Source organism: Bradyrhizobium sp. NBAIM01, from assembly GCF_020194115.1.
Lineage (GTDB): Bacteria > Pseudomonadota > Alphaproteobacteria > Rhizobiales > Xanthobacteraceae > Bradyrhizobium > Bradyrhizobium yuanmingense.
The window spans coordinates 40,976-57,574 of record NZ_JADYVU010000004.1 but is presented as its reverse complement, the minus strand read 5'-3'; the positions used below and the strand labels follow the sequence as shown (position 1 = coordinate 57,574).

Below are 16,599 nucleotides of genomic sequence, written 5' to 3'. Positions count from 1 at the left end.
GGTCTCCGGGTTAGATTGAACAATGTTCACATGAGTAGCTTGAAAATGAACAATGTTCAAGAAGAATCGCTGCGCGACCAGAAAAAATTTCGGCGCCGGCTCCAGATCGTCGAAATTGCCCGCGGCATCATCTCAGCTAAGGGGCTGAGATCATTGAAGGTTCGGGATGTTGCCGAGGCGGCCGGCTGCTCGGTCGGCAGCGTCTATAACGAGTTTGGCGACTTCGACGGGGTCATTCTGACGGTGAACCGGGAAACGGTTCAGGCGCTCACGGCCCGGCTCCGTGCTGTTCCCGCCGAGGATCCGGTCCGCCAGCTTTATGGGCTCGCCGAGACTTATCTCGACTTCTTCGCCGCACACGCCAATTTGCTGCGTTCCCTGTTCGAGCATCGGATGGAGGACGATCGCCCCTATCCGGACGACATCCTCCAGATGGTGATGGATGCGTTCGCGCTGATGCATCCGCCCCTGGTGCGGCTATTGCCGGATGCGGACGACGTGAAGATTGCGCTGCTGTCGCGCACGCTGTTTTCCGCCGTGCATGGCATCATCTCGCTCGGCCTCGAGGAGCGCATGGTGGCCGTGCCGTCGCAGATGCTGCGCCAGCAGATCGAACAATTCGTCGACACCCATCTCGCAGGACTTGGAATTCCGCCCCTGCGGTGACGATGCCATTACCCTCGTGCAGCGACCGCTTCGCGCGGGCGTGGCGCAACGACGACAACGTCCGATCGCCCGTTCTCGACCTGAACGCGGTTGCGGCCCTTTTCCTTGGCGCGGTAGCAGGCCGCATCCGCGCGTCGCATCGCATCCTCGAGCGTGATGTTGCCGTCGGCGATGCAGGCGACGCCGATGCTGGCGGTCACGGCAAAGCAACGGTCGTCCCAGGCGAAATTGAACAGCTCCAGCGACCGGCGCAGACGCTCGGCGATGTCGACGGCATCGAAGGGCGAGCATCGCGGCAGGATCAGGCCGAATTCGTCGCCGCCGAGCCGGGCCACCAGATCATGCGCATGCCGGTCCTGCTGCAGCAGGCGCGAGACCTGGCAGAGCAGGCGGTCGCCGGCGAGGTGGCCGCAACTGTCGTTGACGCTCTTGAACTGGTCGAGGTCGAGCAGGATGAGGGCGAGCGCACCCGCTGCGGCATTGTCCAGCTCGGCTTGCAGGCGCGCCTCGAAGGCGCGGCGGTTGGAGAGGCCGGTCAACCAATCATGCGATGCCTGCCAGGCCAGGCGCTCCTTCTCGGCATGCAAGGCGTCTTCGAAGGTCTGCCGTTGCCGCACCAGGCGCCGCGTATGCCAGATCAGGAGCAGGATCAGCGCCGCAGCCGTGATGATGTTGATGCCCGTCAGCGTCAGCTTGATCGCCCGGGATCCTTCGCCGAGGACGGTGGAGAATTGCTTGGCGTGCACCGTGAACTGGGCATTGAGCTCCGATAGCCGCGACGACAGGAATTGCAGGCGGTCGTCGTCCTGAATGGGACCTTTCTTCAGCTCGGATCGGATGACCTCGCCGAACACGCTGAGCTCCAGCAGCATGGGATCGGTGGCGGTCCATTCCCTGATCGCGTCCTGGAGGAAGCTGACGCGATTGAAATAGCGAAACAGCCAGATCAGTCCCGGGACGTCATCGGGATGGTTGCCGCCTTGGAGAAAGCCGACCTGGCGGCCTCGACGTCGACCGGATCGCGTTCCAGCGCCCAGCGCGCGAACTCATCGCCGATGGGGACGGCGAGTGAAGCCTGATATTGCGCGAACTGGCTCGGTTCGCCCGAATGCAGATAGAGATTGAGGAAGTAGACCGCGTTCTTCTGCGAGCGCGACCAGAGTGCTTCGCCGGCGACATAGGCGCGGACCGACGACATCACCTCGAGACTGAATCCGGCGATCGCCGCCTGCAGCACGACGACCATCACGAAAGGCGAGACGAGCTTGATGACGTGAAGGAGGTTGCCGCCCTCCGCCGACGCCGCTGTTCTGCGAAACACACCAGTCCCCAAGTCGATCGACGCGCCCGGCAGGGGCGTTGCGCCTGCAACGCAAAGTAGACGAGATGGTTGCTTAACTGGACCTGAAAAGTGCGAGGGATTGTGACGGAGGGTGAAGGTAATGTGACGTGGATGCGCGCAGATCGTTTCAAATGCCGCGAAATCGGAGCTGATGTGATATCGCGAACCAATGCCTTGTCATTGCGAGCGCAGCGAAGCAATCCAGCCTGCCTCCGCGGCATCATTCTGGATTGCTTCGTCGCAAGAGCTCTTCGCAATGACGACGTAGCGGCGGACGGGCGCTACACGCTCTCCGTGGACGTGTGTCCTACACCAGCACCGGCTTGCGTACGCGACCGGCGTCGCCGAACACGCGCAGATAACGCTCGATTTCCGAGGGCAGGCCGGTCGCCTTCTCCGGATTGTCGGAGAGCTTGACGGCCGGACGGCCGTCGACTGATGAGACCTTGCAGACCAGCGAGATCGGATCGAGGCTGATCGAGCCGTCCGGCGTGCAGCCGACGAAATCGTTGGTGAGGTTGGTGCCCCAGCCAAAGGAGAGCCGCACGCGCCCTGCGAAGTGGCGATAGGTGTCCTCGATCGAGCCGACGTCCATCGCGTCGGAGAAGACGAGCAGCTTGTCCTTGGGGTTGCGACCCTGCTTCTGCCACCAGGCGATGATCTCCTCCCCAGCCTGGATCGGCGGCGCGCTGTCGGGGCGGAAGCCGGTCCAATCGGCGACCCATTCCGGTGCATCGCGGAGGAAGGTCCTGGTACCGAAGGCGTCGGGCAGCGCGATCAGGAGGTTGCCGCCGTAAGTCTGACGCCACTGGTCGAGAATGCGGTAGGGCGCCCAGCGCAATTCCTCGTCGTCCCTGGCGAGCGCGGCGGCCACCATCGGCAGCTCGTGCGCGTTGGTGCCGATGGCTTCGAGATCGTTGTCCATCGCGAGAAGCACGTTGGAGGTGCCGATGAAGGAGGGGCCGAGGCCTTCCTTCACCGCCTCGACGCACCAGCGCTGCCAGAGGAAGCCGTGGCGGCGACGCGTGCCGAAGTCGGAGAGCCGCAGGTTCTCGAGCTGGCGCAGCCGTTCGACCTTGGTCCACAACTTGGCCTTGGCGCGGGCGTAGAGCACGTCGAGCTCGAAGCGGCCGCGGCCCTTCATGGCCGCACGCGAACGCAGCTCGTTGAGGATCGCAAGCGCCGGAATCTCCCACATCGTGGTGTGGGTCCAGGGCCCGTGAAAATGCAGCTCGTACTGGCCCTCGACCTTGCGCAGCTCGTATTCGGGAAGGCGGAATTCCGCCAGCCAGCGGATGAAATCCGCCGAGAACATATGGGTCTTGCCGTAGAAGGTGTTGCCGGCCAGCCAGATCAGCTCCTTCTTGGTGAAGCGGATGGTGCGGGCATGGTCGAGCTGGGCGCGCAGCTCGCCCTCGTCGATGATCTCCGCAAGGCGCACATGGCGCGAGCGGTTGATGACCGAGAAGGTCACATTCTGACTCGGGTAATCCTCCCGAATCATCTGCAACATCAATAGTTTGTAGAAGTCGGTATCGAGCAGGCTGCGGATAATGGGATCCAGCCGCCAGCTGTGATTGTAGGTCCGGTTCGCAATGTCAGTCACTGTCATGGGGGGATTTTAGCGCGGCTCCCCCTGCGCAACTAGTGGGTTTGGGAAAGGCAGTCTTGCGGAGCGCGGCGCCTGATATCAGGACATGAGAACGGCAGGTCAGAACGTGGCGGCCGTCGCCGCGACGGCCTCGAGTTGGCTCCTGACCCAGCGGTGGGCCGGGTCCTTCTGGTAGCGCTGGTGCCAGACCATGAACATCGGCAGCTCGGCCAGGGTCTTCGTGCGCGACGCCAGCGGGATCGGTGTTTGCGTAAAGCCACGCATTACGCCGGACGCGAGCAGGCTCGGCATGCTCGCCAGCATCTGTGAGCCGCGCAGGAACGACGGCACGCCGGAGAAGCTCGGCACGGAGATCGCGATGTCGCGGTGGAGCCCGTTCGCTGCCAGCCGGCGGTCGAAGTCGAGCCGCTCATTGTCGGTATAGACCACGGTGATGTGACGCGCCGCGAGATAAGCGCTGCGGCTGGCCGGCGCTGCGCGCGCTTTGGGATCGTAGTAGCAGACGTAGTGATCCCTCAGCAGCCGCTTCTGCACGATGTCGACGCCCGACGGCGGCAGCGGCGTGATCAGGAGGTCGCAGCGGTTTTCGCGCAGCATCGCGGGCGAGGGCGATTGCGAGGGGATCACGCGCAGGTTCAGGCTCTTCACTTGTGCGGCGACGTGATCGAAGAACCGCGGCAACAGCAGGTCGCGCTGGAAGTCGTTGGCGGCGATCGTCAGCGACAGCTGTGCGCGGGGCGGCTCAAAGCTGACGCCGCCGGCGAAGCTGCGCATCTCGTCGATCAGCGCGCGTGCCTTGCCGGCCAGTGCCTGCGCATGGGCCGTCGCAACGATGCCACGGCCGGACTTGGCGAACAGCGGATCGCCGGCGATCCGCCGCAGCTTGTTCAACCCGTGGCTGACGGCAGACTGGGTGAGGCCGAGCCGCGTCGCTGCCGCCGTCACCGAGCCTTCCTCCAGCACCGCCAGGAACAGCTCGAGGGCATGGCCGTCGAGCGCCAAATGATCGATTTCCTTCATGCAATTCATTATAATTCATCTATTTATTTTGAGAATAGGCTGGCTCATGCTCTCCCGATAAGCCGGCCCGATTCCGGCTCCCAGGGAGAGACAACGCCGATGAATGCCCAGGCGCCAGCCTTGCGGGATCCCCGCCTCAATCGTCCCGAGCCCTTGACGCCGCCGCTCGGCGACGGCGGCTTCTTCCAGCGCGACCGCGCGATCCATCCGCCGGCGCATGCGCCAGGCTACAAGTCCTCGGTGCTGCGCTCGCCGCGCCAGTCGCTGCTGTCCTTGGAGAACTCGATCTCGGATATCACGGGGCCGGTGTTCGGCCACAACGATCTCGGCCCGCTCGACAATGATTTGATCCGCAACTACGCCAAGGACGGCGATCCCGTCGGCGAGCGCATCATCGTCCACGGCCGCGTGCTGGACGAGACCGGCCGGGGCGTTCCGAACACGCTGGTCGAGTTCTGGCAGGCCAATGCCGGCGGCCGCTACCGGCACAAGAAGGACACCTATCTGGCGCCGATCGATCCGAATTTCGGCGGCTGCGGCCGCGCGCTCACCGACGACACCGGCTACTATTACTTCCGCACCGTGAAGCCGGGCCCCTATCCCTGGCGCAACTACGTCAACAGCTGGCGCCCCGCCCATATCCACTTCTCGGTGTTCGGCTCGGGCTTTGCGCAGCGGCTGATCACGCAGATGTATTTCGAAGGCGATCCGCTGATCCCGGTCTGCCCGATCCTGACCACGATCCCGGACAAGGACGCGCTCGACCACCTCGTGGCGCCGCTCGACCTCAACGCCTCGACGCCGTTCGACTCGCTCGCCTACCGCTTCGACATCGTGCTGCGCGGCCAGCGCTCCACCTATTTCGAAAATCGCACCGCGGGGAACTAACGCCCATGCCGCAACCGCTCAACTATCTCAAGGAAACCGCCTCGCAGACCGCCGGGCCCTACGTCCATATCGGCCTGATCCCGGCCATGGCCGGCTTCGACATCTTCGAGAAGAACTTCTCCAACGTGCTGGTGAGCCCGAACACCAAAGGCGAGCGCATCACGCTGGAGGGCAAGGTGCTCGACGGCACCGGCACGCCGCTGCGCGACGTGCTGCTGGAGATCTGGCAGGCGAATGCGGCCGGCCGCTACAACCACCCCGCCGATCGCTCCGCCGGCGCGCTGGAGGACGAGTTTCGCGGCTGGGGCCGCGCCGGCTCCGACTTCGACAGCGGCCTCGTCACCTTCGAGACCATCAAGCCGGGCGCGATCACCGACAGGACGGGGCGCAAATGCGCGCCGCACGTCAACCTCTGGATCGTCGCCCGCGGAATCAACATCGGCCTCAACACGCGGCTCTATTTCTCGGACGAAGAGGCGGCCAACGCCGCCGATCCCGTGCTCAACCTCATCGAGCAGCCGGTGCGCCGCAAGACATTGATCGCAACCCGCAGCGAGCGCGCCGGCAAGGTCGTGTATTCCTTCACGATCAATCTGCAGGGGCCGGAGGAGACGGTGTTCTTCGACGTGTGAGGTGCCGGGCGGCCGTCCTCCGATCATTCCACCCGGTCGTCGCGCCTGATCGTTCCGCGCGCGAGGAATTGCGGTGGCTGCCGCATTTCGCGCGATACCGGTCGATCGGGTGGATCGCGCCCCACTTTTGGTTTCAACTCCACCAGATCGATGAATATGTCCGCCTGCCGGCGCAGGTCGTCGGCGATCATGGGCGGCTGAGTGGAAAGTGTGGAGACGACGGTCACGCGGACGCCGCGGCGTTGCAAGGCTTCGACCAGCGAACGGAAATCCCCATCGCCCGAGCACAACACGATCTGATCGACGTGCTGGGCAAGCTCCATCGCGCTTACGGCGAGGTCCACATCCATGCTGCCCTTCACCTTGCGGCGGCCGGTAGCGGGGTCGACGAACTCCTTGGCGAGTTTGGTGACGACGGTGAAGCCGTTGTAGTCGAGCCAATCGATCAAGGGGCGGATCGACGAATATTCCTGATCCTCGATGATGGTCGTGTAGTAGAAGGCCCGTAACAGCGTAGCTCGGCTTTGAAATTCACTGAGCAGGCGTCTGTAGTCGATCTCGAAGCCGAGCGCCTTGGCGGTGGCATGGAAATTGGAGCCGTCGATAAAGAGCGCGCTCTTCCCAAGCGAAGACATTATGCACAACTCCCCAGGTTCGGCACGAAAGCCGACCGTCCAGCCGAAATGGCGCGGCGTATCGGCGGGAATAACTGAAGGCGCCGATGGCTTTGCTGAAAAGGCGGCGCAGACGACCGGACAGGGGTGGCCGCCTTGCGCCGAGGTTAGGGAGGTTCCATGCCACCAGCGCCAGGGCGCCGAATGCTGTGACGCTAGGGCGAGGGCGTGTCCCGCTCAATTGTACGGAGGTAAAGCGCCTCTATCCAAAGGATGGGGCGCTATATACGAAGGTAAGTGGCAACGAGAGACATCGCGGATCCCAGGCGCGTCGATCAGACGTGCCCTGATCCTTTGTCCGGTGGTTCAGCCTTCGCCGCCATGGAGCCGGGCGCGAAAGGCGCGCGGTGAGACCCCCGTGGCGGCGGCGTAGACCCGGCTGAAATAGGCGGGGTCCTCGAAGCCGAGGGCGTAGGCGATGGTCGAGACCGGCAGGTTGGTGTAGACGAGGTTGCGCCGCGCCTCCCGGATCAGTCGGTTGAGGATCAGATGCGAGGCGGTGTCGCCGGTCGCCGCCCGCGTGATCCGGTTGAGATGCGTCGGTGTCACCGACAGCGCCTCGGCATAGTCGGCGACGCTCCAGCGCTCCAGATGATGCTGCTCCAGCAGCGCCTCGAAGCGGCGGAACAACCCGCTTTCCGCGGTGCCGTTGCCGCCGCTCTCGCCCGTGAGCGCGCGGGCCACGAGCCCGATCATGGCCGACGACAAGGCGCGGAGCACATGCGCGCGGCCGAAGTCGCGCGCGGCGTGCTCGGCGAAAATCTGCTTCATCGTGGCGCGGATCTGCGGCGTGCCGCGCACCACCGCCGACCGCGACAGCGCACCGCGCAGGCCCTCGGCGGCGAGCAGCGCTTCGTCGAGGATCTCCGCGGCGATGGTCAACACCCAGCCTTGCGTGTCGGGCTCGAAGCGGAAGCCGTGGACGTGGCCGACCGGCACGTTGACGATCTGCATCGGCCTCAGCGGCACCACGCGCCCATCGAGCGTCGCCTCGCCGCCTCCGCGCTCAATCAGCAGCACCTGGTGCAGCCGGGCATGGCGGTGCACGGCCAGCGTCCAGTCGTGCAGCACCGAACGCGAGGCGATCGTCTCGCAATGCACGACATCGGGCAGATCGCCGGACTCGCCGAACAGATTGTAGACCCGGATGGCCGGGGCGGGGGCCGCGCTTCTCATGTTCGAATAGTACAAGACAAAGGCGAAACCCTCCATCGGCTTGCGCCTTAACGTATGCAAAAAAATGCCGACGGGAGGACGCAAAAATGAAAGTTCAGGTCTGTATCATCGGCGGCGGGCCGTCCGGGCTGTTGCTGTCCCAGCTCCTGCACCTCAAGGGCATCGACACCATCGTGCTGGAGAAATACAGCCGCGACCACGTGCTGGCCCGGATCCGCGCCGGCGTGCTCGAGCACGGCTTTGCGAAGCTGATGCGCGAAGCGCAATGCGGCGAGCGGATGGACCGCGAGGGCGAGATCCACAACGGCTTCGAGATCGCCCATGACGGCGTGCTCTCCCACATCGACCTGCACAGGCATTCCGGCGGCAATTCGGTCCTGGTCTACGGCCAGACCGAGCTGACGCGCGACCTCTACGAGGCACGCGACCGGATCGGCGGCAAGGTCGTGCACAATGCCGAGGACGTCACGCCGCACGATCTGACGTCGGATCGGCCCTATGTGACGTATCGCTCGAACGGGCAGACGCTCCGCGTCGATTGCGACTACATCGTCGGCGCCGACGGCTTCCATGGCGTCAGCCGCAAGTCGATCCCGAAGGACGTGCTGCGCGAATATGAGAAGGTCTATCCGTTCGGCTGGCTCGGCGTGCTGTCGCGCACGAAACCGGTATCGCCCGAGCTGATCTACGTGAAGCACGAGCGCGGCTTTGCACTGTGCTCGCTGCGCTCGCAGGTGCTGAGCCGCTACTACATCCAGGTGCCTTTGACCGACAAGGTGGAGGATTGGAGCGACGATGCGTTCTGGGCCGAGCTGAAGCGCCGCCTGCCGGACGAGGTCGCCGGCCGCCTGATCACCGGCCCGTCGATCGAGAAGAGCATCGCGCCCTTGCGCAGCTTCGTCGCCGAGCCGATGAGCTATGGTCGCCTTTTCCTCGCCGGCGATGCCGCGCACATCGTGCCGCCGACCGGCGCGCGCGGATTGAACAGCGCGGCGTCCGACATCTACTATCTCTATCACGCGCTGCTCGCGCATTATCAGAGCGGCGACGATGCCGGTCTCAAGGGCTATTCCGCCAAGGCGCTCGCGCGAATCTGGAAGGCACAACGCTTCTCCTGGTGGATGACGATGATGCTGCACCGCTTCCCCGACCGGATCGAATATGAGGATCGTCTGCAGCAGACGGAGCTCGACTACCTGCTCTCGTCCGAGACGGCGCAGCGTCTGCTTGCGGAGAATTATACGGGGCTGCCGTTCTGAATTCTGAGGCGAGCGATGCGGACGTTCTCTTCCTTCTCCCCTTGTGGGAGAAGGTGGCGCGAAGCGCCGGATGAGGGGTCTCTCTCCGCGGGCTTATTGAGAGAAGCGCGCGCGGAGAGAGACCCCTCACCCGTCTCGCCGCTACGCGGCGAGCCACCCTCTCCCACAAGGGGAGAGGGCAAGTACGCCCGCGGTTGACGTCGCTACTTTCCTTCCAGCGTGTTCACCGGCGTCCACTCCGGCGGCGGCGGATTGGCAGTCAATGCATTTGCGCGTTTTGCGAACAGCGCGGACGCCGGATCAACTTCCGCCACTCCCTCGAACGCGTCGGCCGCCTTGGCAAACTCCCGTGCCCGCCAGCACGCCAGCCCTTCCGCATAGGCTGCGGCGACCTTGGCCTGCTCGGCGCTTTCCGCGCCGGTTTCCGCCAGCGGCTCGAACACCCTGGTCGCCTCGCCGCGTCCCTGCACCCTGATCGCATCGAGCTCGCGCCAGGCGAAGCTATCGCCGGTCTGCGCCATCGTGGTTTCCGAGGCCATGATCGCGGTGCCGTAATATTTGTTGGCGCCTTCGAGCCGCGAGGCGACGTTCACGGTGTCGCTCATCACGGTGTAGTTGAAGCGGCGGCGCGAGCCGATATTGCCGACCACGGCTTCGCCGCTGTTGAGCCCGATACGGTGCGACAGGCCGTGACCGGCGAAGGCGGGATGGCCTTCATTGAGCTCGGCCAGCGTCTCGTGGCACTTCAGCGCAGCACGCACCGCATTGCGCGCGTGGGCGGGATCGTCGGCCGGGGCGCCGAACATGGCGACGATGGAATCGCCGATATATTTGTCGACGTAACCGCCATGACCTTCGATGATGTCGGTCATGGCGGACAGATATTCGTTCATCAGCGTCACCAGCTCGACCGGCGTCATCGTCTCGGCGATCGACGAGAAACCGCTGAGGTCGGAGAAGAACATGGTGACGTTGCGCATCTCGCCGCCGAGCGCCGGCATCTTGCCGGAGGCCACCATGGTCTCGATCACCTCGGGCGCCAGGTAAAAGGCAAAGCTCTTGCGCAGGAAGCGCTCGTCGCGGTCGGCCAGCACGAAGCGATAGCCGATCATGATCGCGAGCGCGGCAAGGCTGGCGAGCGCCGGCTCGGTCAGCGGCAGCGCCAAGGCATGGACGAATGCGCCGACGGCAGCGACCGCGTAGGCGATCGTGAGACCGAGCCAGGCGATCAGGGCGCCGCTCGGCGCAAACACGCCGGCCGCGCAGGCGATGACGGCCGCGAACGCGATCGTGAGAAGGGCGCGCGAGGGAAAGCCGAGCTCGGTCACGGCATCGCGCTCGATCAGGTTTCGGACCGCAGCGGCGTGCACGAACACACCGGCGACGTCGCTGCGGGGCTTTTGCGCGGTGCCGGCGGCCGCGGGCAGGGCACATCGCGCCGACGGCGTTCCGTCATAGCCGCCGGACAGGCGCATCGAGGTGAGCTTGCGGTCCTCGAAGTTGAGGACGGTCCCGAGCAGCACGACCTTGCCCTCGAAGGCGCGCCGGAAGAAATCGCGGTCGTCTTTTTCGACGCAGGCGCGCAGATCGGCAAAGGAGAAGGTCGGAACGTCGCGGCTGAGGTCGCGGAAGTTGAGCGTCAGCGTGTTCGGTACAGTGCTCGGGATTGCGTAGCCGGACAGCCCAGCCGCGCCGGATGGCGCCATCTCGACCTTCGCGCCGAGCGCGCGGGCGGCGAGCTCGGCCGCCATTGTGGGCACCGGCTTGCCCTCGATCGAGAAGCTGAGCGGCATCCGCCGGATGACATCGTCGGCGTCGGTGTGGACATTGAGCGCGCGGACGTTGTTTCGCACCGCCAGCCGCTGCGCACGGTAGGGCATTTCCGGATGGTCGTTGCTCAGGATCTCGCCGAGCACGAGCTTGCCGTTGTCGGAGATCTGCCGCAGCGCGATCAGGTAGTCCCGGTCAAATCCGCGCATCCGGGCGCCGAGCGGCGCGTCGCCAAAGGGAATCTCGGATTGCTCGATCGAGTTCTTGAAGATGACGTCGAAGCCGATCACCTTGGCGCCGCCGTCGCTGATACTGCCGAGCACCCGGCCGATCTCGCGCGTCCAGGTCTGCGTCGGCGATCCCTTGAAGGGCGGGGTCTCGTAGGTTTCGCCGTCGATCGCCACGACGACGACCGGCGATGCCGCGGGATCGCGGCGCTCGCCGATGAGCTTGCCGCGTAGCGCGGTGAGTATGTCGAGCGAGAGGCCTTGCAGCGTCTGCAGCGGCGGGGACGTGAAGATCGCGCCCGCAAGGAGCGCGATCAGGATTGCCGCAACGATGTCCCGTCCCCCGATCCGCCGCATCGCCCCGTCGCCAGGTCCGCCTATTCGAGCCGCAGCAGGCGGCCGATGATCGGGGTCGGCGAGGAGGTGGCGCTGGCGTCGATCTGGAAGGTGTAGCGTTTGGCACCGAGAATGGCGAGGTAGCTGCCGCCCGGGGTCAGTGTCTTTCCGGCCTTGGCGAAATCATAGAACTTGCCGCCGCCGGTCATGGCGTCGCGCTTGAGCGGCACGCTGATCGTGGGCTCCTTGCCGTCGGTGCGTTCGATCACCAGCGTGCCGCCGGCTTTGGCCTGCACCAGTGGCGAGACGCCGTAGAGCGTCGGCAGCTTGGCCGGTCCGCCCTTGGCGTCCGAGCGCACGGTGCGGAAGGTCGTTGCGGCGCTCTGGTTCGCCTCGCGCTCGGACAGTTTTGCCGCATTGGTATCGCAGGGCACCTTTTCCCGCTTGACCTCGCCCAGCTGCACGGTGCTCTGCTCGGCGCCGACCAGGACGACACCTTCGCTGATGGTCTCGCGCTGGCAGGATTTCAGGTAGCTGAGCGTGATGCTCGCCTTTGGCCCGAGCTTGATGATCTTGCCTGGCGCCACGTAATCCATGAACGCGATGCCGTCGACCTTGCCCTGGACGTCCTCGACGATCGCGGCGGGAGTCTCCGCCCAAGCGGGGGCCGCAAGGCAGAATGCGCCGACACAGGCGCCGATCAGGCTTTTCATGGGAATTCTCATCCAATTCGACGATGCTCTGGTGCCCGTCCTGGTTCGATGCCTAGCAGCAGGGCGCCGGGGCAAGTGTGACCAGAATCACTCTCAGGTCTTGGTGCCACTTTAGCAGGAACAGGTTCAAACCGGCGACCGGAGAAAAATGGTGCCGCGGCAAGATGTTGGCGGATCGATCGGGTCAGGCGGTCGGGACGCGGGATGGCGCGCGTCTGACGAGCTCGCTGCTGCACGCTCTATATCGGGAGCGGGAGGGGCCGCGGCGACCGGCAAGGGACCTGTCCGCTGACCGCCGGCGATCTCGACCACCTCGTCCCAGCGCAACAGGAAAGCCTCGACGCAGCCAGGATCGAACTGTCGCCTGGCGTTCTCGACCAGGTAGCCGCGCGCGGCCTCGAGCGGCATTGGCTCCTTGTACGGCCGTCGCGTCGCGTCGAAGTCGTGGAAACGGCTGACGACGGCATCGAATTGTTTTGACGTCGCCGCCGCCGCGTGCGGCCGCAGAAATTTAACGGATTGATTTTGCAGGGCGTTAACCGTGGCGGAATGCTCGTCGTGTCGGTCATTGTCGCGCCTCAAGCTTCGTTGCAAATACACGTGGAAATTACGGGTGGATGTTTCCATGCTGAAAGAGGGCAAATACGCGGCGTGGTTCAGAACAGCGCACGCGCAAGGCACCGGCATCGTGCATCTGGCCCAGGGACGGATCTCGGGCAGCGACAGCTTCTTCAATTATGGCGGCTCCTATCAGTTCGACAACGACCGGCATTTCACGGCCGTCCTGACCACACGGCGACATGCCGACGGGCCGCCGACCGTGTTCGGGCTGGACGAGGTCGAGGTCGAGCTCTCCGGCGTTTACAGCGGGGCGATGGCGACCTGTTCGGGAACGGCCCGCCAAGCGCCCGACGTGAGATTCGAAGCGACGCTGATCTACAGCCAGGAAGAGGCGCCGGCTCCTGACCCCCGGGGCGCGGTCGTGAAGCTCAAGGCCGACAAGCTGCCCAAGAGGCTCGACAGCCGTTCACGGCCGCGGCATCCGTTCACGACGGGCGCGCCCAAGTGACAGTGGATCGGCAACAAGCTGCGCCGGTCCACCCGGCTCACGTCTGCGCCGCGCTTAGCATTGCGTTGACGTTGTTGGCTCGAATTCGCGCTGCAGAAACTCCGCCTTCAGAAGCGAGAGCTATCTAGTCTGCGATAGATCAAGCGTGGTGGAAGAACATGCCTCAAATCTGGATGACATATGACGAGCTCGGCGCGCTTTGCGGCTGCGATGCTGTGGAGGCGAGGGACCGCGCGATCCATTTGTCGCTCGATCGTCGCAGGAGTCGCGACGGTGCCACGCGCGTCAAGCTCGATCTGGCGCTGACGGCCAAGTTCTTTGCATCCGTCCGCGAGGCGGATTTCGATCTCGACTGCGCCATTGAAGCGCTGCACGACACCCACCGGAAGATGGCCGAGCTCCTGGTTCCCTCCGAGCGTCACACGAGGCGCGGGGCGGCCTGAGCCGGCGCGTGATGCGCTTGCGATGGCTAATTCCCGCGAGCGTTGTCCCGAATCAGCATAAGCTCTGCGGTGGAATGTCCGGCAGTCCTCGGTGTTTTCATCGCGGGACCAACGAAATCCGCAGGAGGAAGTGCATGAGCAAAGCCGTGTGTCGACGGTCCGTGGCACTGTTGGGGGCATTGGCGCTGGTCGGAGGCGTCAGCGCGACGAGCGGAACGGCAGGTGCGGAGGTCGTGAAGCTGCGAGCGGAGCTCAAGGGAAGCAATGAAGTGCCGCCGAATAGCTCGACCGGGTCGGGCAAGGCGGAGGCGAGCTACAACACCGAAACGAAGGTCCTGACCTACCTCGTCACCTTTACCGGGTTGACGGGACCGGCGATAGGGGCGCATTTTCACGGCCCCGGCGAGGCCGGGAAGAATGCCGGCATCGCCCTGCCGTTCAAGACGGCGCAAAGCCCGATCGAAGGCAGTGCAACCCTCACCGAGGCGCAGGCGGCGGATCTGTTGGGCGGAAAATGGTACGCGAACATTCACACGGCCGCCAACCCAGGCGGTGAGTTGCGCGGCCAGATGATGAAGTAAGGACCGGGTCGCCCGGTCGCTCCGCCGAGGCCATGCTCGCCGTTTCAGGCAGGTGGTCTGGGCAGGAACGCCAGGATCATCTGGGCGAGCATGACGCCCACGGTGCCGCCCGCCGCCTTCTGCAGCACGTCGAGAAAGCCTGGATCGCGATCGGGTATCAACGCTTGCATCAGCTCCAACCCCATGGCGACTGCGATGACGAGCGAGCAAGCCAGGCTAAACCGTCCCGGCAGCAGGAACGACAGCAGGAAGCCGAGCAGGCCATAGGCGCTGAAGCGCTCGATCACGACGATCCAATAGGCCTCGTGGTGACCCATGAGCGCAGGCCGGCCCGACAGCTTCGCCAGCGTGGCATAGGCGATCAGCGCCAGACAGATGCTTGCGGCTGCGATGAGGTGGTTCCTGCGCATGGCGCCAACATACAAGGTTGGTCGCCGCTCCGGTTCGAAAGCCGAAAACATCGTTAGAAAGTATCGTTAAAGCCTCTGGGGGCCGGCCAGTCAGGCCACCAAAGCCTTAGCACCGGATGTCGCCGCATCCGGCTGCGCAGCCCGACGCGATTTGATGAGCTCATTGAATTTGGCGGCGGGCAGGGGCGGCGCAACCAGATAGCCTTGACCTTCCTCGACGCCGGAGGCGAGCAACGCGCGGAGCTGCTCCTCCGTCTCGATGCCTTCGGCGACCACGCTCATATTGAGGTCTTTCGCGAGCGCCACCAGCATCTCCACGATCGTGGTCGTCGATGCGTCCACCGTGATCGTGTCCACGAAGAACTTGTCGATCTTGATCGTATCGGCGCCGAGGCCCTTCAGCCGCGACAGTCCGCTATGGCCGACGCCGACATCGTCGATGGCGACGCGGAAGCCGCGGTCCCGCAGCTCGGCCACGACCGAAGCGGCGCGCGCGAGATCATCCAATTCGTCGCGCTCGGTGATCTCGACCACGATCTGGCGCGCGGAGACGCGTGCCGTCAGAACCGTGCGCCGCAGTGTTTCGACGAAGCCGGCGCTCAGGAGGTGCTTGGGGACGACGTTCAGCGACAGCTTGAAATTCTTGTCGGCCCTGAGCAATGGCCTGAGCTCGGTGAGCGCCGATCCCAGGATCTGCCAGGTCATCGCCTGGATGCGTCCGCTGGATTCGGCGAGCGGAATGAAATTCATCGGCGGGACCACCGAGCCATCGCGGCGCAGCCAACGCGCCAGAATCTCGCAGCCCTTGATCCGACCTGTCCGGAGGTCGAAGATCGGTTGGTAATATGGCTTGAATTCGCCGGCTGTCAGCGCCCGGTCGAGATCGGCCACTGGCCCTTCCATGCGGCGGTTGCGTGCCAGCAGGATGCCGAAGATCGCGCCAAGTCCGAGCGCCACTGCAAGCGTTGGCCAATAGGCCTCGGTGTTCCAGTTCGACAGCACCGCGTGCTCGAGCCGGATCGTGGCATGAAGCGGGAGCCGAGCGGACGCTCGCTCGAAGCCGATCGGCGCCGGCAGAGACTTGCCGGCCTCGGTCTGGAATTCGCCGAGCTTCTCGCCATTGCTCAAGGCGAGGATCACCTGGCTGTGCGCGCGCAGCTCGGCCGGCATGATGTCGAACAGGCTGGCATTGACACCGACAATGGCGACCAGGGCGGAGTTGCCATTGACGTCCCTGAGCACGCCCAGGGCGTCGCCGCCGAACTGCTCCACGCGGAACAGGGAAAGCGTCTTGTCGCGCGAAGGCAGCATGTCGCGGCGATCCACCCATCCCTTGTCGAATTCGAGCGTCTCGGAATAGGCCGAGCAGATCACCGAGCCGTCCGGCTTGACGAGGCGGACGTCCTTGATCGCCGAGCGCTGGTAGACGTGCAGGCGGATGGCTTGCAGCGCCGCCGGCTCGCAGCTGGCGAAATTGCGCCGCGCGAGCTCGTCCAGGCTGCCCGCAGCGAAATCGACCGCAAGCTCCGATCGGCGCAGAACCACCTCGGTGAGCTCATTGAGCTGATGCGCCTGGTGCTGGCGAATAACGGCGCCAGCGGCGAAATGACCCGCCAAGGCGAACGCCATCGTGCTCGCAAGCACGAGTGCCACAAACGGGAGGTCTGGTCGCAGCACTCTCATCCGGCTCAGGCGAAAACAGGGCGGGGCGGAAATTCAAGCAAGGCGTGGAGATTGATCCTAGCCAGCGGGGGCTAAGATAGGGTTTAACGGAAAGACCG

15 protein-coding genes and 2 pseudogenes are annotated in these 16,599 nt (G+C 64.7%); 7 read left to right on the top strand and 10 right to left on the bottom strand.

What is annotated here, in order from left to right; all coding sequences use genetic code 11:
• Positions 1–45 precede the first annotated feature (45 nt).
• Positions 46–666 (top strand): TetR/AcrR family transcriptional regulator, encoded by a 621-nt coding sequence (locus I6F31_RS15495; protein WP_225147065.1) that lies wholly within the window; start codon positions 46–48, stop codon positions 664–666.
• An 8-nt stretch (positions 667–674) separates the two neighbouring features.
• On the opposite strand, the pseudogene I6F31_RS15490 reads toward I6F31_RS15495, so the two are convergent.
• The 3 genes and pseudogenes from I6F31_RS15490 to I6F31_RS15475 all read right to left on the bottom strand — a co-directional run bounded on the left by I6F31_RS15490 (position 675) and on the right by I6F31_RS15475 (position 4,649).
• A pseudogene (locus tag I6F31_RS15490) lies at positions 675–1,987 on the bottom strand (GGDEF domain-containing protein).
• A 328-nt stretch (positions 1,988–2,315) separates the two neighbouring features.
• Positions 2,316–3,620, bottom strand: a complete 1,305-nt coding sequence (pncB, locus tag I6F31_RS15480) for a nicotinate phosphoribosyltransferase (protein WP_036011351.1) — start codon at positions 3,618–3,620, stop codon at positions 2,316–2,318.
• 99 nt (positions 3,621–3,719) lie between these two features.
• Positions 3,720–4,649 (bottom strand): LysR family transcriptional regulator, encoded by a 930-nt coding sequence (locus I6F31_RS15475; RefSeq protein WP_225146976.1) that lies wholly within the window; start codon positions 4,647–4,649, stop codon positions 3,720–3,722.
• 90 nt (positions 4,650–4,739) lie between these two features.
• On the opposite strand from I6F31_RS15475, the gene pcaH reads away from it, so the two are divergent.
• The gene (pcaH, locus tag I6F31_RS15470) at positions 4,740–5,528 is read left to right on the top strand and encodes a protocatechuate 3,4-dioxygenase subunit beta (RefSeq protein ID WP_225185673.1); all 789 of its coding nucleotides are present in this window, start codon (positions 4,740–4,742) and stop codon (positions 5,526–5,528) included.
• Between the two features lie 5 nt (positions 5,529–5,533).
• Positions 5,534–6,160, top strand: a complete 627-nt coding sequence (pcaG, locus tag I6F31_RS15465) for a protocatechuate 3,4-dioxygenase subunit alpha (RefSeq protein WP_109145103.1) — start codon at positions 5,534–5,536, stop codon at positions 6,158–6,160.
• A 23-nt stretch (positions 6,161–6,183) separates the two neighbouring features.
• Here the strand turns inward: pcaG and I6F31_RS15460 are convergent, their stop codons facing one another.
• Positions 6,184–6,795, bottom strand: a complete 612-nt coding sequence (locus tag I6F31_RS15460) for an NYN domain-containing protein (protein ID WP_109145102.1) — start codon at positions 6,793–6,795, stop codon at positions 6,184–6,186.
• Between the two features lie 345 nt (positions 6,796–7,140).
• A complete protein-coding gene (locus tag I6F31_RS15455) occupies positions 7,141–8,046 on the bottom strand; it encodes a helix-turn-helix domain-containing protein (RefSeq protein WP_109145101.1) in 906 nt (301 codons plus the stop codon).
• A 50-nt stretch (positions 8,047–8,096) separates the two neighbouring features.
• Between I6F31_RS15455 and pobA the strand changes: the two genes are divergently transcribed.
• A complete protein-coding gene (gene pobA, locus I6F31_RS15450; RefSeq protein WP_225148881.1) occupies positions 8,097–9,269 on the top strand; it encodes a 4-hydroxybenzoate 3-monooxygenase in 1,173 nt (390 codons plus the stop codon).
• A gap of 203 nt (positions 9,270–9,472) precedes the next feature.
• Here the strand turns inward: pobA and I6F31_RS15445 are convergent, their stop codons facing one another.
• The 3 genes and pseudogenes from I6F31_RS15445 to I6F31_RS15435 all read right to left on the bottom strand — a co-directional run.
• Complete coding sequence (locus tag I6F31_RS15445) at positions 9,473–11,623, bottom strand: adenylate/guanylate cyclase domain-containing protein (RefSeq protein WP_225185672.1); 2,151 nt, start codon at positions 11,621–11,623, stop codon at positions 9,473–9,475.
• A gap of 20 nt (positions 11,624–11,643) precedes the next feature.
• Positions 11,644–12,315, bottom strand: coding sequence for a hypothetical protein (locus tag I6F31_RS15440; RefSeq protein WP_036035538.1), 672 nt, complete (start codon positions 12,313–12,315; stop codon positions 11,644–11,646).
• Positions 12,316–12,441: 126 nt separating this feature from the next.
• Positions 12,442–12,747 (bottom strand): annotated as a pseudogene (locus tag I6F31_RS15435) (hypothetical protein); the annotation flags it as partial.
• 193 nt (positions 12,748–12,940) lie between these two features.
• Here I6F31_RS15435 and I6F31_RS15430 point away from each other — a divergent pair.
• From I6F31_RS15430 to I6F31_RS15420, 3 genes are all read left to right on the top strand, one after another.
• Entirely contained in the window at positions 12,941–13,384 is a 444-nt protein-coding gene (locus I6F31_RS15430) for a hypothetical protein (RefSeq protein WP_036011297.1), read from the top strand.
• Between the two features lie 158 nt (positions 13,385–13,542).
• Positions 13,543–13,827 carry a hypothetical protein gene (locus tag I6F31_RS15425; RefSeq protein WP_036011293.1) on the top strand — a complete coding sequence of 95 codons (285 nt, stop codon included), beginning with the start codon at positions 13,543–13,545 and terminating at the stop codon, positions 13,825–13,827.
• A 134-nt stretch (positions 13,828–13,961) separates the two neighbouring features.
• Positions 13,962–14,408 carry a CHRD domain-containing protein gene (locus I6F31_RS15420; RefSeq protein WP_036026578.1) on the top strand — a complete coding sequence of 149 codons (447 nt, stop codon included), beginning with the start codon at positions 13,962–13,964 and terminating at the stop codon, positions 14,406–14,408.
• Positions 14,409–14,452: 44 nt separating this feature from the next.
• On the opposite strand, the gene I6F31_RS15415 is transcribed toward I6F31_RS15420, so the two are convergent.
• The gene (locus tag I6F31_RS15415; RefSeq protein ID WP_036011287.1) at positions 14,453–14,818 is read right to left on the bottom strand and encodes an antibiotic resistance protein VanZ; all 366 of its coding nucleotides are present in this window, start codon (positions 14,816–14,818) and stop codon (positions 14,453–14,455) included.
• Between the two features lie 90 nt (positions 14,819–14,908).
• Positions 14,909–16,447, bottom strand: a complete 1,539-nt coding sequence (locus tag I6F31_RS15410; protein WP_225185671.1) for an EAL domain-containing protein — start codon at positions 16,445–16,447, stop codon at positions 14,909–14,911.
• Between the last annotated feature and the right edge of the window lie 152 nt (positions 16,448–16,599).